This is a genomic window from Nocardia sp. SYP-A9097, from assembly GCF_009649815.1.
Classification (GTDB): domain Bacteria; phylum Actinomycetota; class Actinomycetes; order Mycobacteriales; family Mycobacteriaceae; genus Nocardia.
The window spans coordinates 92995-108647 of the sequence record NZ_WJIC01000007.1; the positions used below are offsets into that span (position 1 = coordinate 92995).

The 15653-nt window shown below is 67.1% G+C and carries 11 protein-coding genes; 5 read left to right on the forward strand and 6 right to left on the reverse strand.

Annotated features, from left to right (window positions below):
* Positions 1 to 77 precede the first annotated feature (77 nt).
* The 3 genes from GFY24_RS16695 to lepA all read right to left on the reverse strand — a co-directional run bounded on the left by GFY24_RS16695 (position 78) and on the right by lepA (position 6494).
* Complete coding sequence (locus GFY24_RS16695) at positions 78 to 1895, reverse strand: hypothetical protein (RefSeq protein ID WP_309230944.1); 1818 nt, start codon at positions 1893 to 1895, stop codon at positions 78 to 80.
* Positions 1892 to 4264 (reverse strand): hypothetical protein, encoded by a 2373-nt coding sequence (locus GFY24_RS16700; protein WP_153805976.1) that lies wholly within the window; start codon positions 4262 to 4264, stop codon positions 1892 to 1894. The genes GFY24_RS16695 and GFY24_RS16700 overlap by 4 nt, the downstream gene beginning before the upstream one ends.
* A gap of 379 nt (positions 4265 to 4643) precedes the next feature.
* On the reverse strand, positions 4644 to 6494 hold the full coding sequence (gene lepA / locus GFY24_RS16705) for a translation elongation factor 4 (protein ID WP_309230945.1): 1851 nt from the start codon (positions 6492 to 6494) through the stop codon (positions 4644 to 4646).
* Positions 6495 to 6651: 157 nt separating this feature from the next.
* Here lepA and GFY24_RS16710 point away from each other — a divergent pair, with 157 nt between their 5' ends.
* The 5 genes from GFY24_RS16710 to GFY24_RS16730 are packed head-to-tail and all read left to right on the forward strand — an operon-like array spanning position 6652 to position 12747.
* Positions 6652 to 7227: a type II toxin-antitoxin system PemK/MazF family toxin gene (locus GFY24_RS16710; RefSeq protein ID WP_153805977.1), complete on the forward strand. Its 576-nt coding sequence runs from the start codon at positions 6652 to 6654 to the stop codon at positions 7225 to 7227.
* A gap of 55 nt (positions 7228 to 7282) precedes the next feature.
* Positions 7283 to 8746 carry a serine/threonine-protein kinase gene (locus tag GFY24_RS16715; RefSeq protein WP_309230946.1) on the forward strand — a complete coding sequence of 488 codons (1464 nt, stop codon included), beginning with the start codon at positions 7283 to 7285 and terminating at the stop codon, positions 8744 to 8746.
* The gene (locus GFY24_RS16720) at positions 8733 to 9986 is read left to right on the forward strand and encodes a hypothetical protein (RefSeq protein ID WP_153805978.1); all 1254 of its coding nucleotides are present in this window, start codon (positions 8733 to 8735) and stop codon (positions 9984 to 9986) included. The genes GFY24_RS16715 and GFY24_RS16720 overlap by 14 nt, the downstream gene beginning before the upstream one ends.
* 9 nt (positions 9987 to 9995) lie before the next feature.
* Positions 9996 to 11456 carry a serine/threonine-protein kinase gene (locus tag GFY24_RS16725; RefSeq protein ID WP_153805979.1) on the forward strand — a complete coding sequence of 487 codons (1461 nt, stop codon included), beginning with the start codon at positions 9996 to 9998 and terminating at the stop codon, positions 11454 to 11456.
* A 13-nt stretch (positions 11457 to 11469) separates the two neighbouring features.
* Entirely contained in the window at positions 11470 to 12747 is a 1278-nt protein-coding gene (locus tag GFY24_RS16730) for a hypothetical protein (RefSeq protein ID WP_153805980.1), read from the forward strand.
* Between the two features lie 242 nt (positions 12748 to 12989).
* Here the strand turns inward: GFY24_RS16730 and GFY24_RS16735 are convergent, their stop codons facing one another.
* The 3 genes from GFY24_RS16735 to GFY24_RS16745 form a co-directional block, all read right to left on the reverse strand.
* On the reverse strand, positions 12990 to 13769 hold the full coding sequence (locus GFY24_RS16735; RefSeq protein WP_153805981.1) for an aquaporin: 780 nt from the start codon (positions 13767 to 13769) through the stop codon (positions 12990 to 12992).
* Positions 13770 to 13832: 63 nt separating this feature from the next.
* Positions 13833 to 14675, reverse strand: a complete 843-nt coding sequence (locus GFY24_RS16740) for a transglutaminase family protein (protein ID WP_153805982.1) — start codon at positions 14673 to 14675, stop codon at positions 13833 to 13835.
* Positions 14672 to 15640, reverse strand: coding sequence for an alpha-E domain-containing protein (locus GFY24_RS16745; RefSeq protein ID WP_153805983.1), 969 nt, complete (start codon positions 15638 to 15640; stop codon positions 14672 to 14674). The genes GFY24_RS16740 and GFY24_RS16745 overlap by 4 nt, the downstream gene beginning before the upstream one ends.
* Between the last annotated feature and the right edge of the window lie 13 nt (positions 15641 to 15653).

Sequence of the window (15653 nt, forward strand, 5' to 3'; positions counted from 1 at the left end):
GGCCGGGATCCACCTTGGCGCAGTGGATCCCGGCCAAAACCATGCCGGGATGACGGAGGGGGTCAGGCCGCGGTGTTTCAGTACGCGGAGGTCTGGCCGCCGCGGGCGTCGGCGCGTTCGCGGAGGTCGTGCAGGCGAATCAGCGAGGATTCGATTTCGGTGAGGCGCTGTTCGCGGCGCTGACCCGAGTGCACGGCGGCGGCCTCTTCGGCGGCGCGGAGCGAGGCATCGACCGAACGCAGTGTCTCATTGGCGATTTCGGTGAAGTGGTCGCGCAGGTTGCGTTGTACGGCGCGCAGGCGGTAGCGGGATTCCTTGCTCACCTGGAAGATCACGTCGTCCATGAGCCGCGCCACGGCGACCTTGGCCTCGGCTTGGCGGCGCTGTTTGCGCGCTTTGCGGTCGTCCCACAGCGCGTTGATGCCCAAAAGCACGCCGGCGCCGGCGGAGTACCAGTTCACCAGTGACATGCCGAGCAGGCTGGTGGCCAGGCCGACCATCAGCACGCCGCCGTAGGATCCGCGCAGCATATTCAGGAACTGTTGTGCGACAGCAGGTTTGGCGCTGTCCAGCTTGTCGAGGGAGGTCACCGGTTCCAGCACCTCGCCGACCTCACCCGGATTGTCCAGGCGCAGTTCGGGTGTCGGGATACCGCGGTCGGGGAATTTGGCTGCCACCTGCTCGGCCAGCTCCACCGAGCGGTAGTGCGCGATGACGAAGTTCTCCTCCACCGCCTCGCAGATCTTGGCGTCCAGGTCGCCGCCGAACTCGGCCCAGCGCCGGGCCGGATCGCGCTTCATGATGTCGGATTCGGCATCGCGGATCAGGCTCCGAAGCCGGTGTCGCAGATCATGTTCGGTATCGGCCATCAGCTCGCCCGCACCGTCGGCGAGGGTGACCTGCCAGTTGGCGCTGCGCTGTCGCAGCTGCTCGGCCTCCTCGCGGGTTCGGCGCAGCTGTTCGGTGATGACCCCGTAGCGGCGTGGATCGCGCAGCGTCTCGGCCTCGGTGCGCAGGGCGAGCGCGAGATGGTCGGTAATGAGCCCGATATCGCGCACCGCGGCCGCCGCGGCCGCCGCATCGGCATTGCCGAGCACATATCCGCGCAGATGGTCGAGCAGTTGCGGCACACCGGATTCCAGGTCCAGTTGCGCATCGCCGGTGCCCGCGGCCTGCTCGTGCAGCCGCGCCGAGGCGGGCGCGACCGCGAAGGCGAGTCCGGCGGCGTCGAGCAGGCGGCGGTCGTGCTGCTGCACCTCCGGCCAATGCGGATACTGGTCGATCTTGTTGAGCACGCAGACAACCGTCGGGCACACCTGCTGAATGCGCTGCAACTGCCCGATCTGCGCGGCGGTGAACGGCGTGCCCGCATCGGCCACGTAGAGCACGGCGTCGGCGACGGCCAGCAGCGACCAGGTGGCCGGGGTGTCACCGGGCGATCCGGGTGCGTCCAGCACCACGAAGCCCTCCGCCAAAAGCGCACTGGGCTCGGTGAATTCGGCCCGAATGACGCCCGTGGCGGCGAGTTCGACGACCGCGTGCTGCGGATCCACCGGCTGGCGTTCGGCGGTGCCGCCGCGGCCCGCGCGCACCAGGGTGGCGGTGGATTGCGGCCCGTACTCGGCGATCACCGGCACGCTGGCGGCGCCGTCGGTGGCGCTGACCGCCGCCCCGACGAGGCTGTTGACGAGCGTGCTCATCCCGCTCTTGGACTCACCGACCACGACCAGACGCACCCGCGGGTCGGACAGCCGGGCGCGGGAGATGCCCAGGCGCCCGGCCAGGTCGGCGCGGCCCGCGGTGTGCACCGGCTCGAGCAGCTCGTCGAGCAGCGCGAGCAACGGGCCCATCGCGTCCGGATTCTTCACTGCGACAAGGTGTTCGACGCCGCTCACAGCAGCGTATGGTCGAACGCCGCGTACAGCGGGAGGTGACTGACGACCAGGGCGGTATCCGGTATGAGGTGTGAGGTCAGGCCGGCGTCGTGCACCAGGTAGATCGGGTGCAGGGCGGAGTCGTCGGCGATCGGCATCAGGTGCTGACCCGAATCACTCATATCCGCAATGGGTTTCACCGGTTTGGGGGCGTCCCCGCCCTTGGGCGGGGTGACCGGCGGCTGGACGGTCGGCACCGTCGGGGGCACGGTCGGCACCGTCGGATCCAGCGTGATGGTGGGCTGATGCGTCGGCGGATCGATATCCACGGTCGGCGCGACCGTCGGCACCGTCACATCGGATCCGCCCGGATGCGTGGGCAGCGTCACCGGCGGCTGATGCGTTGGGACGGTATCGGTTTCGGTCGGCAGCGTGATCGTGGGGCCGTGCGTATCGGTGTCATCGCTCGGGCCGTGCGGGCGGGTGGTGCCCCCGTCCGGATCCTGGGTCACGGGCGGCACGGTGACGTGCGGCTGGGTGGTGACCGGCGGCACCGTGGTGTGCGGTGCGGTCGGAACCGTCAGGCCGGGCAGCTTGGTCGAGGCCGGATCGGTGATACCCGGCACCTTGGTGATCACCGGAACCGACGGGGCCACGGTGAGGCCCGGGTCGGTCTTGGTGGGCACGCTGATCTTCGGCACCGTCGGATCGGTGGTCACCGGCATCGGCTTGGCGACCACGATCGCCGGATCGGGCTGACCGGCGGCGAGCAGCGTCGGATGGTTTCCGTGACCGAAGAGCGCGGGTGCGTTCGCGGCCGAGGCGTACAGCGGCGACTGGCCGGGCGTGGTCAGCAGATTCGCGATCGGATGCGAGGCGGCATCGGGCTGAATGGTCGTCTGCAGCGGAGTCGTGATGACCGGCTGCGCCATCGCGGGGGCGGCCATGGCGGGTGCGGCCGCGACCGGAACCGCCGGGGCGGCATAAGCCGGTGCGGCCGGAGCGGGGGCCGCCGGCGCTACGTAAGCCGGTGCGGGAGTACCGAATCCGCCCGGGATGGACGGGCCGGGCGCACCCAGCCCAGGGCCACCGGCAGCACCCGGAATCGTGGAACCCGGTGCGCCCACTGTGGATCCGGGAATCGCGGAACCCGGTGCGCCGACCGTGGATCCGGGAATCGCGGAACCCGGTGCGCCGACCGTGGATCCGGGAATCGCCGATCCGGGCGCACCCGCGGATGCGCCGTGCGGGCCGGTCACGGTCTGCGAATTCGGTTGCTGCCCGGGAACATTGGCTGCCGCACCGTTCTGCGTGGCGGGCTGGACGGTGCCCTCGGCGAAGGGATTGGAACCGGCGGGGAGCGGATTGCCGTCCGGGTCGATGCCGTTCGGAATGTGCGACATCCCCTGGCCCATGTCCTGGGTGAACTGGTCGAGCTGGCTGCCGACATGGCCGACGGCGATGTCCACCTGCAATTCCGATTGGAAACGCACACCGTCGAGACCGATATGCATATCCACGGCCCAGTTGGTGGCGACCGAGATACCGACCGAGCCATCGTCGATGCCGTCGAAAATGCCTGCGTGCGAACCGTTTCCGAACGGGTCACCGGTATGGGGCAGATTCGCCAGCCCGGCCTGGTGGCCGTCGGCGCCGGGTAGTTTGAGCCCGCCGCCCGGAATCTGCCAGCCCTGACCGTCCTCCATGTCCGGGAGCTGCCAGCCCTGGCCGTCCGTACCCGGAATGTGCCACGGCGAACCGTCAGCGCCGGGGATCTGCCACTGCTGACCGTCCGCACCCGGGATCTGCCATTGCGATCCATCCGCGCCGGGGATCTGCCACTGGGAACCAGCGGCTCCCGGCTGCTGCCCGGACCACCCGGCGCCGTTCTGCGGTAGGTCGAAGTCGGAATCCTGTTGGTAGTCCGGCAATGTGAAGGACCGGGGTAGTTCGGTGTCGGGTATGCCGACACCGTTGAACCCGGCCATGCTCATATCGTGCGCGGCGACCTGGTGGTCGAGTTCCGGCGGGAAAAGTCCCGCATCGCTGCCGTAGTGCTGATTGTCCGGCGCGGCGACGGGCGCGATTCCGGACGGCAGGTGCGCGGGCGGCAGCTGATCGGCGGTAAGGTCCGGGAAGGTGAGGGTCGGGCTGGGCTCGTCCGGCTGCGGATCGTTCGCCTGCGACCAGCTCACATTGCGACTGTCGTGATCGATGGCGGGGGCCGGGCCGCCGCGGGTGCCCGCGGAGGCGATGAGCGCGCCGCCTGTCACATACGCGCCCGCCCTCGCCGTGCGCGCCACGCCGGTGGCAATGCGGTAGGCGGCGTCGTCCGCGTACTCGTCACCCGCACCGGCTGCGTCGTCGTCGAAGGACCGCTCACGCGTCATCAAGGCTCCGCTCTCAAGGATCGGCGATCCGCCGCTGGCGGACCGCCGTCTTCAAACTCGTTTCACACCCTATTTCCGGATATCCGGTCTGTCACATCCACCAGGTAGAGGCGATGCGTACAGCGATGCGACACATAGCTTGTCACCCTGCATATCAGTTCGGAAGCCCCAGATTCGACCTGCACACCGAACGCCCCGCTCGAACCGCAGAACGCCTCGCTACAAACCTCGCAAACCTCAACACAGCACTGTGTCTCTCCCCAATCAGCACTGTGCCCCACTACCGCAAGGCAGCGAGGCAACACTCTTCCCCAATTCAGCACTGTGCCCCGCTGCCGAACGGCAGCGGGGCACGAGAGTTCGAGAGTGGCTTCTCGCCTTACTTTTTGGGCTTGTCCGCAACGGAATCGGTGGACAGCGCGGCCACGAAGGCTTCCTGCGGGACCTCGACGCGGCCGATGGTCTTCATCCGCTTCTTGCCTTCCTTCTGCTTCTCGAGCAGTTTGCGCTTACGGCTGATGTCACCGCCGTAGCACTTGGCGAGCACGTCCTTGCGGATGGCGCGAATGTTCTCGCGCGCGATGACCTTCGATCCGATGGCGGCCTGAATCGGCACCTCGAACTGCTGACGCGGAATGAGTTCGCGCAGCTTGGTGGTCATCTTGTGCCCGTATGCCTGGGCGGCGTCCTTGTGCATGATGGCAGAGAACGCGTCGACCGCCTCACCCTGCAGCAGGATGTCGACCTTGACCAGATCGGCCTGCTGCTCGCCGACCTCCTCGTAGTCGAGGGAGGCGTAGCCGCGGGTGCGCGACTTCAGCGAGTCGAAGAAGTCGAAGATGATCTCCGCCATGGGCAGCGTGTAGCGCAATTCCACGCGGGTCTCGGACAGGTAGTCCATGCCGAGCAGCTCTCCGCGACGCTGCTGGCACAGCTCCATGATGGTGCCGATGAATTCGCTCGGCGCGATCACGGTGCACTTGGTGATCGGCTCGAAGATCTGGCGCACCTTGCCCTCGGGCCAGTACGAGGGGTTGGTGACGACCAGTTCGGAGCCGTCCTCCATGACCACCCGGTAGATCACGTTGGGTGCGGTGGAGATCAGCTCCAAGCCGAATTCGCGCTCCAGGCGCTCACGGGTGATCTCCATGTGCAGCAGGCCGAGGAAGCCACAGCGAAAGCCGAAGCCCAGCGCCACCGAGGTCTCCGGTACATAGGTGAGCGCGGCATCGTTGAGCTGCAACTTGTCCAGGGCGTCACGCAGGTCCGGGTAGTCGGAGCCGTCCATCGGGTAGAGGCCCGAGTAGACCATCGGCCGCGGTTCGCGGTAACCGGTGAGCGCTTCGGCCGCACCGTCGCGCATGGTGGTGACGGTGTCACCGACCTTGGACTGACGCACATCCTTCACACCGGTGATGAGGTAACCGACCTCGCCGACGCCCAGGCCCTGAGTGGCTTTCGGCTCGGGCGAGACGATGCCGATCTCCAGCAGTTCGTGCGTGGCGCCGGTGGACATCATCTTGATTTTCTGGCGCGGGGTCAGCTTGCCGTCCACCACACGCACATACGTGATGACGCCACGGTAGGTGTCGTAGACGGAGTCGAAGATCAGTGCGCGCGCGGGCGCGTCGGGCTGGCCGACCGGCGCGGGAATCTCGGCGATGACCTTGTTCAGCAGTTCGGCCACGCCGACGCCGGTCTTACCGGAGACCCGCAGCACGTCCTCGGGCTCGCAGCCCACGATGTGCGCGATCTCGGCGGCGTACCGGTCCGGGTCGGCGGCCGGGAGGTCGATCTTGTTCAGCACCGGGATGACGGTGAGGTCCTTGTCCATCGCCAGATACAGATTGGCGAGGGTCTGCGCCTCGATGCCCTGGGCGGCGTCGACCAGCAGGATCGCGCCTTCACAGGCTTCCAGCGCACGCGAGACCTCATAGGTGAAGTCGACGTGGCCGGGCGTATCGATCAGGTGCAGGACGTAGTCCTCACCGTCGACCTGCCACGGCAGCCGCACATTCTGCGCCTTGATGGTGATGCCGCGCTCGCGCTCGATATCCATCCGGTCCAGGTATTGGGCGCGCATGGCCCGTTCCTCGACCACACCGGTGAGTTGCAGCATCCGATCGGCCAGGGTGGATTTCCCGTGGTCGATGTGGGCGATGATGCAAAAGTTCCTGATCCGGGACGGATCGGTGAACGTCGTATCGGCGAAACTGCTAATCGGAGTCACTCCTCGGCATGGCGAAACAGCGGCATGTCAACCCCGAAGTCTACGGTGCACGCCGGACCGCACTCGCCAGTGGAGCCACCAGCGCGCGAACTGCCCATTCACACAGGCGAATCCGGCCCGGATGAGAACCTGGCCTCCCGCCGTTAAGCTGCCCCGCATGGCAGCCAGGTGGAACGCTTTGGGGAAGCAGTTGGGGCTCGTGGCCAAAGAGCAGGGGTCTCATCTCGTCAAGCAGCAGGGGCCCAAGTTGATCGGGCGGATTGCGCAGTCGCCGGTGTGGGGGCGGGCGGTGCGGGCGGTGGTGCCCAAACCGGCCGCGCCGGCGGTGCGGCCGACCTCGTCGGCGGGGGTGCCGTCCAGGGAGCGGGCGCGGCAGATCGTGTACAGCCCGCAGTTGGACGGGCGGGCGGATCCGGGCGAGATCGTGTGGACCTGGGTGCCGTACGAGGAGGATCCGAGCAATGGGAAGGATCGGCCCGTGCTGGTGGTCGGGCGGGATCGGGGCACGCTGCTCGGGTTGATGCTCTCCTCGAATGAGGATCACGCGCGTCACGAGAACTGGGTGGGGATCGGCGCGGGGGCGTGGGATCACGCGGAGCGGCCCAGCTGGGTGCGGCTGGATCGAGTGCTCGATGTGCCGGAGGACGGTATTCGCCGGGAAGGCGCGATCGTGCCGCGCAAGACATTCGACCTGGTCGCGCATCGACTGTGCGCCGAATACCACTGGCACTGACCGATATTTATTCGAGTGTATTGACGTAATGCGGTAATGCCCCGAGACTCTCCCCGTGCGGACGGGTGAAGTGTTCGCGGGCTTTCGGATCGAACGCAAGCTCGGCGCGGGTGGTATGGGTTCGGTCTATCTGGCGCGCCATCCGCGACTCCCCCGGCAGATCGCGCTCAAAGTGCTCTCGGAGACAAGCAGTTCCGATGACGAGTTCCGGGCGCGCTTTCTGCGCGAGGCCGAACTCGCCGCGCGGCTGGCGCATCCGAATGTGGTGGCCATCCTCGACCGGGGGATGCAGGACGAGTCCCTGTGGATCGCAATGCAGTATGTGCAGGGCTCGGACTCCGCCGATCTGCTGCGCGAGTACCCGCTCGGCCTGCCGCCCGAGCGCGCGGTGCATATTGTCACCGAGGCGGCGCGCGGGCTCGATGCGGCGCACGCGGCGGGCCTGCTGCACCGGGATGTGAAGCCCGCCAATATCCTGGTCTCGCCTGAGCCGGACGGGCCCGACCGGGTACTGGTCACCGATTTCGGAATCGCCCGCGCCATAGGTGATTCCACCGAGCTGACAATGGCCGGGGAGGTGCTGGCGACCGTCGCCTATGCCGCACCCGAGCAGCTGCGCGGCGAAACTCTCGACCATCGCGTCGATATCTATGCACTCGGCGCGACGCTGTACCAATTGCTCACCGGCTCAACGCCTTTCCCCTACATGTCGGCCGCTGCCGTAATGCAGGCGCATCTGGTGGAGCCGCCACCGCTACCGAGCGTCGTCAATCCCGCACTGCCGCAATACCTCGACCGGGTGATCGCGCGGGCGATGGCGAAGGAACCCGATCAGCGATACCGGGACTGCGGGGAATTGGCCGAGGCGGCCGCCGCCGCGCTGCGCGGTGAGGAGGTGGCGGATGTACCGCCCGTGCGCGAACGCGGTAAACGAATCCTTTCCGGCGCGATCGCCCTTGTCGTGCTTGCGCTGGGCATCACCGCCACGGTATTCGTGATCGGTGCGGATAGCTCCGAAAACGCTTCTCCCGCACCGGCTTCCCCCATCCCGGTGGCCGATGAATCCGGCCCCTGGGGCACCGCTGGATTTGCCGTCGCAGCTTTCCCCGAACTGCTACCGCACTCGCCGACAAGTAGCGGCTATCGCGGACTGTGGTGCGAACCGCACGACCAAGCCGGCAATGTGGTGCCCCTGGATGTGCGGCGGGCCGGAGTCTGGCTGGCGTGCAGCGCCGACGGCGATCCCGTGGACATGGTGTGGGCAAACTGTATGACCAGCCGCCTGACCTGGCCGGATGTTCCCTGGCCGATTACGAAATCGGGCGAACGGCAGTGGACGCGCGGCAATAGCAACGGCCGAATCATGTGGGGCGACAGTATTGTCAACGGTCGGCGACAGGGCAATGTGCGGATCAATTTCGATGATCCGGCGCGCAACTTCTGTGTGCTGGATCTGTTCAGTTCGATTGTCTCCGGACAGGCCATAGTCGACTCCTGGTGGCCTGATGCTCCGATCTAGACTCGCGGCGCTCACGAGTCGCCCGATAATCGCGGCGCCGGCCTGCCTCGTCGTCGCGATACTCGTGGCCGCGCTGTTATTGGGCGCGCGCACGGTCCCCGGTACGCCGGTCTCCGCCGATATCACGTTGAGCGGCTTGGACTTCGGCGAGTTCGGCGCGGAGACGGTCACCGAACCGCGCAATGACAAAGAGCGCTACAGCCGCCTCATCGAGTCGGCGCGGATGTCCGAGGCGGTGGCCGATCCCCGCGAGGTCGACGCTTCGCTGAACCCGCGCATGCCCGCGCCGCTACCGCGTCCGGCCGATACCACCGGCATACTCGCCGATGTCGCCAGCCCGATTCTCACCAAATACGGCATGCTGGCCGGATATTCGGTGGTCGGCTGTCCACCCGCCAATTGCCCGACCTTCAATCGCCCGTGGTCGCTGCGGATCACCGCACTGCGACTACCCGATGACACGGCGGCCCGCAGCGCCGCCACCGAGATCGAAGCGGCGGATTTCGCGGTGAGCCCTGAGAACGTCGCGGTCGCCCTCCCGGATTATCCTGCGGCACAGGGACATTGGCGGCCGGCGGTACCCACCCTGGGCATGGTCATGGCGCACGGGCCGTTCGTGGTCGCGGTCTTCGTCAGTTATTCGAATCCGGATCTGGGTGAACTGAGCAAGCTGGCAGCCAAGGCATTCGCCGTGCAGATCCCGAAACTCGACCGCTTCCAGCCGACCCCGGTCGCGGAGATCGCGAACCTGCACTTCGATCCGGACGGCATGCTGCGCCGCATGGTGCCCACCACGAGCGGCGAATGGTCGTATCCCTACATCACCAAGATGCAGCCCGATACCACTGCGGGCGAGGGCTTCTACATCGAATCGAGCGGTGTGGTGTACGGCCCAACCGGTGCGGCGCACGCCCTGCCGGGAGCCGCACAGGCCGCCGGAATACCCGCCGACGCCATCGAGAGCATTGCCCTGATCGACCGCAATTGGATGATCCGCCTGCGTGACGCGTCCGCCGCTCGCAAACTGGCCGCCGAGGAGTCCACGTACGGGCGGAACCAAACACCGATGGCGGATCCCGCCGTGCCTGATACGAAATGTCTTCGGCGCGAAGGCATTCTGCCGGTCTACTACTGCGTGGTACGGGACGGCCGCTATGTGGCGGTGGTCAACGCGACCGATGAGAAATCCGTTCACCAGCGCGCCGCCGCGCAGTACGCGCTACTGGTACGGAACCGGTAGGCGGCGCGCGTGCGCACATTCGGGCCGGGTGCGGTGGTCGCCGGATATCGGATCGAACGGCGTATCGGCACGGGCGGAATGGGCAGCGTGTACCTCGCCCAGCACCCGCGCCTGCCGCGTAAGGACGCGCTGAAGATCCTGACACCGGGTGCCGACGCCGAGTTCCGGGCGCGGTTCCTGCGTGAGGCCGAACTCGCCGGACGGCTGGATCACCCCAATATCGTCACGATCTACGACTGCGGCAGCGATGCCGAAATGCTGTGGATCGCCATGCAATTCGTAGACGGCTACGACGCCGCGCAATTGCTGAAACAGCATGCCCGCGGACTGCCCGCCGAGCGCGCGGTAGCCATTGTGAGCGGCGCGGCGCGGGGACTCGACGCCGCACATCGAGCCGGACTACTGCATCGAGATGTCAAGCCCGCCAATATCCTCATCGAACCCGGCACGGCCGCCGGTGCGGATCGGGCGCTGGTCACCGACTTCGGAATCGCCCGCACGACAACGGAATCCACGGGGCCCACCGCCGTCGGCAAGGTGCTCGCCACACTGGCTTTCGCCGCACCCGAGCAGATCAGCGGCGGGGTGCTGGACGAACGCACCGATGTCTACGCCCTTGGCGGCACCCTCTATCAACTACTCACCGGCGCGGCCCCGTTCCCGCGCGAGACCGCCGCCGCGGTCATGCACGCCCATCTGACCGCACCCCGCCCGGTGCCCAGCGCCATCGATCCGTCCCTGCCTCCCGCACTCGATTCGGTTGTCGCCCGGGCGATGTCGCAACACCCGGGCGACCGCTATGCCGGCTGTGGCGAACTGGCGGCGGCAGCGGTGGCGGCCCTGCACGAAGAACCGTCCGGTCCGGGTCGACGTCCTCGTGCGCCGGGCACGACCGGGGGCAGACGTGGCGCGGTGCTGCTTGCGGCGGTCGCGGGGCTCGCGGCAGTCGTGGCCGTGGCGGTGATGGTCACCCGCACAACGGATTCCGGGCCGGGTGCGCCGGATGCGCCGAGCACCTCGGCTGCCGCCGGATCTCCCTGGCAGGCTTTCGGTGTCATTGTCGACGCCTTCCCGACGCTGCTTCCGGCGACGCCTTCGGGTCGGGGGTATCAGGATCTGCGCTGCACCGCCTCCGACGACAAGAGCAAAGCGGTGCCCATTGCCGAGGTGCTGGATCTGCCGGTGCTGGTCTGTTCGAATGGCGATACCACCCTGTGGGCGACCTGCAACTCCGATCACTCGACCATGCCCGCGGTGGAGATCACCGATAAATCGCAGGGCAATGAAGCCTGGTCGCGTGCGTCCGGCACCGGAACGGCGGAGTGGAAGACCTTCGACAGTGACGGAAAACCCCGGGGCCAGTTGAATATTCGCTTCGACGCCGCGCGCGGATTCTGCAAGCTGCGGATCACCGGCGCGAATTCCGGTCGCGAACTCTACGACCAGTGGTGGCCCACCGCCCCGATCTAGCGAGGACCAGGTTGTGACGAACGAACAGATGCGGCGGGCGCTCCGGCGCACGGCGACCATCGCCGCGAGCCTGACCATGCTGGCCGGAGTGCTCAGCGGCTGCGGCGGCGAGGTCGTACCGGGCACCGCCCAGCCGGCCAAGCCGAAGCTGCCCGCACTCGACGTGGGCGGGGTTGCCACCGAACAACAGGCCGCGCCCGCCAATGACAATGACACCTACGGGCGTGTCCTGGAATCGGTGCGCCTGGGCGAGGCGGTGATCAAGCCGACCGATTTCGACAAGGATCTGGTGTACGGCGGTTCGGCACTGCTGCCCACCCCCGGTCGCACGGCGGTACTCGCACCGGAGATCGCGCTCGATCCGATCGCCCAGTACGGCATGATCGCCGGTTACGCCGTGAATGGCACCGATGATCCGAACGCCGGCGGACCGGCAATCGGCGAGTCCAAGGTGCTGCGCATGACGGTGCTGAGCTTCCGCGAGGACCCGATCGCGCGGCTGGTGGCCGGGCGGATAGCCGCGGCCGCCGCCGCCCTGAGCCCCGGTACCCGCCGGGTCGACATCCCGGGATTCGCTGACGCGTACGCCGTTTCGCGAGTGCGGTCACCGGTGCTGATCACCGCCATGGCGCATCAGTCGTATGTCGTGGTGGTGTACGTGGCCGATCGGACCCCGGATACCGCGGCGCTCGGCGCACGCACGGCGGCCGCCCTCACCGCGGAGCTGCCGTTGCTCGACGGGTTCAAGCCGACCGCACCGGACAGGCTGTCCGCCATGCCATTCGACAGCGACGGCATGCTGCGCCGGCTACTGCATCCCGATCCCGCGAAGTGGCCGTACCCGGCGGCCGGTCCGACCGGTACCCCGGCGGAGACGACCTGGTTCGCCTTCGCCAATGGCACCGGTGTCGTCTACGGGCCGCGCGCACTGACCCACCTGTTCGGCCGCCGCCCGGCCACCGGCGAACCGAACCGCGACGATGTCGACCGCGCCGCGTTCATCGGCAACTGGTGGCTGCTGCGGCTGCCGGACGAGACGCACGTACAGGCCATGCACACCCGCGTCCTGGCGGCCGCCACCTCGAACGGCGACACCCCGACCACCGCACCCGAAGGCGTCCCGGACGCCGCCTGCTTCCGCGCGAAGGACGCCACCGACAACCAACGCGAAACCCGCTACCGCTGTTACGTATCCGACGGCCGCTACTGGGCATTGGTCACCGCCCAGGACGAGAAGACCGTCCGCCAGCGCGCCGCCGCCCAATACGCCCTACTCCTCAACAACCGCTGACCCGACCCGTCAACGCTCAACAACCACCGACCCGACCGGTCAACGCCCACCCACCCCAAACGCCCGCCCGACAGCAGATGCCCCACCCCTCCCGCACAACAGAGTTCCGCTCCGAAAAGAACGGAACCCCCTTCCCTCCCACGCACCGCGCCCCCGTTCTGAAGGCACGGAACCCCCTTCCCCACCTACGCGCCGGGCCCCCGTTCCGAAAGGAACGGGGGCCCGGGAATCCCGAAGAGGTATCAGCTCACCATGTTTCGTGAGCGTCCGAACAGGAGGCCGTAGACCAGCGCACCGAGCACGCCGCCGATGAGCGGGAACACGATGAACACCCACAGCTGTGCGGGCGCGCCATCCTGGAAGAATGCCACCGCGATGCTGCGCGCCGGGTTCACCGAGGTGCCGTCCACCGGGATCGAGATCAGGTGAATCACGGTCAGGGTGATGCCGATCGAAAGACCCGCGAGGGGCACGTCCGAGAGCTGATCGGTGGAGGCCAGCACCACGAACACCAGCAGCGCGGTCAGCACCACCTCGACGGTGATCGCCGCTGCCAGCCCGTATCCGTTGACGGTGATCCCGGCGAGTTCGACACTCGACGGGCTGTGCGCGCCCCAGCCATTGGCTGCGAGCCCTTCCTCGGCCCGGCTGTAGGTCGGCAGGTTCTTGGCGATCGCGTAGATCACCGTGCCGCCGAGCAGACCGCCGACGATCTGCGCCACCCAGTACATTCCCGCGACCGCGACCGAAATCCGACCGAGCAGTAGCTGACCCACGGTGACCGCCGGATTCACATGGCAGCCGGAGATCGGCCCGATGGCGTAGACCAGGAACATCAGCGTGAAGCCGAAGGCCAGCGCCACGCCGAGCGCACCGACCCGGTTACCGGCCAGCACCGCGGTGCCCACACCGCCGAGCACCAGCACGAAGGTGCCCAGACCCTCGGCGAACAGTTTCCTGCCCAGTGCGATCGGTTCGAGCTCGGCGAGTTCTTCGGTTACTTCCTGCGCTGTGGGAGACATCAGCCACCTTCCCGGATCGACCCGCCCTGGAGGGAGAGCACCTGTGTTCTGCTGCATCACGCATTACGCGAGTCGTGTGACCTCGACTTCCACCTCCAAGTCAGTGGACCCGCTTCCGCTGAAGATACCTTTCAAAGGGGGCACATCCGCGTAATCACGGCCCACTCCGACCGATACGTGTTGCTCGGTGACGGGGATGTTGTTGGTCGGGTCGTAGCCCCACCATTGCCCGGTCCATGCCTCCACCCAGGCGTGCATCTGCCCGGCGACCGTGCGCCCGACCTCGGCGGCTGGGTCGGGATGTAGATAGCCGGAGACGTAACGGCTGGGAATCCCCATGGTGCGCAACAGCAGCAGGGTCAGGTGCGCGTAATCCTGGCAGACGCCTTGCCTTTCCGCGAAGGCTTCGACGGCGGAGGTGTGTACATCGGTGGTTCCGGCCAGGTAGTTCATTTCGCGGTGTACCCATTCCGCGCCGCGCACAACGGCTTTGGCGGGCGGGACGCCGCGGGCGAGTTGCCGGGCCACCGGGGCGAGGCGGCGTTCGCGCGGCACATACGCGGTGGGCGTGAGCAATTCGTCGAAGCGGTCGACGATATCGTCGGCGCGCAGTTCTTCCCAGGCGAGCTCCTCGGCGGGTCCGACGAAGGGTTCGGTCTCCACCACCGAGGCGCTGGTGACCTCCAATTCGGTGTGTGGGGCGTGCAAGTCGAAGGCGGTCACCGTGGTGCCCCAGTAGTCGACGTAGCGGAAGGAGCGGGTGGAGGGCACCGTCTCGACACGATTGAGGATGACGTTCTGTCTGCTGTCGGCGCGCGGGGTCAGGCGCGCCTCATTGAAGGAGCGGGACACCGGGGCCTCGTAGACATAACCCGTGGTGTGCACCACTCGCATGCGCCAACTCATACCGCCTCCTCGACCCTGTTGCCGTTACGGCCGTGCAAACCGGTCCAGGCGACCCAGGTTTCGGCGTGAAAGTACTGCAGCGCCACGGCTTCTCCGACTTCGTGGCAGGTTTCCTGGAGCCAGAGCAGCCGACTGGGTAGGTCCTCGAGCAGGACCGACGCGGGCAGGAATTCGAGTTCGCTGCGGGCCCGGCCCAATAGTCGATGTGCCTCCTGTCTGGCGGCGAAGCGACTGTTGGGGCGTTGATCCAGTTCCTGCAGGCAGGTTTCGGCGACCCCCAGGGAGTGGAATACCGAGCGCGGGAAAAGCCGGTCCAGCAAAATGAATTGGGCGATCTGATTGGCGTCGAGAACGCCACGATGCGTTCGCAAATAGGGGTCGTGCGCTCCGGCCGAGCGTAATACCGTCACCCACGCCGGGGACGATGTGCGATCACCCGCACGTGAAAGCAATAGTCGCACAGTCATATCCACTCGTTCTATGGAGCGGCCGAGCAGCAGGAATCGGTATCCGTCATCCCGGCTCAAAGTGGAGTCCGAGAGTCCGGCGAACATGGCGGCACGATCGGTGATGTAGTGACAGAACTCATGTGGGCCGAGTGCCCGGGCAGCCCGCTCGGCGGCGGCAAGACCGTTATAGGTGGCATTGAGACACTCCCACATTTCCGTGGACGCGACTTCTCTTGCGCCCCTGGCATTCTCGCGGGCTCTGCCGACAGAGTCGACAATCGAACCGCCATGGTCGCGACCGAAGGCGACGCGCTCGGTCACCGACCAGACATCGAGCTCCTCCTCCGGTGGATCAATGCTCAAGACCCGCAGCAGAACTCGGGAGGTGCGGTCCGGGTCCACCGTGGCATCCTCGAGCAATTGATGTACCGCGACATCGAGAATACGCGCCGTGTACTCGGCGCGTTCTATATACCGGCCGATCCAGAACAGGGATTCGGCATTGCGCGCCAACATATTTCAACCGCCT

Coding starts and splice junctions, on each gene's coding strand:
- GFY24_RS16740 (WP_153805982.1), bottom strand. CDS start 14,675: ATGAGTTGGCGCATGCGAGTGGTGCACACCACGGGTTATGTCTACGAG.
- GFY24_RS16700 (WP_153805976.1), bottom strand. CDS start 4,264: ATGACGCGTGAGCGGTCCTTCGACGACGACGCAGCCGGTGCGGGTGAC.
- GFY24_RS16720 (WP_153805978.1), top strand. CDS start 8,733: ATGCTCCGATCTAGACTCGCGGCGCTCACGAGTCGCCCGATAATCGCG.
- GFY24_RS16735 (WP_153805981.1), bottom strand. CDS start 13,769: ATGTCTCCCACAGCGCAGGAAGTAACCGAAGAACTCGCCGAGCTCGAA.
- GFY24_RS16745 (WP_153805983.1), bottom strand. CDS start 15,640: ATGTTGGCGCGCAATGCCGAATCCCTGTTCTGGATCGGCCGGTATATA.
- GFY24_RS16710 (WP_153805977.1), top strand. CDS start 6,652: ATGGCAGCCAGGTGGAACGCTTTGGGGAAGCAGTTGGGGCTCGTGGCC.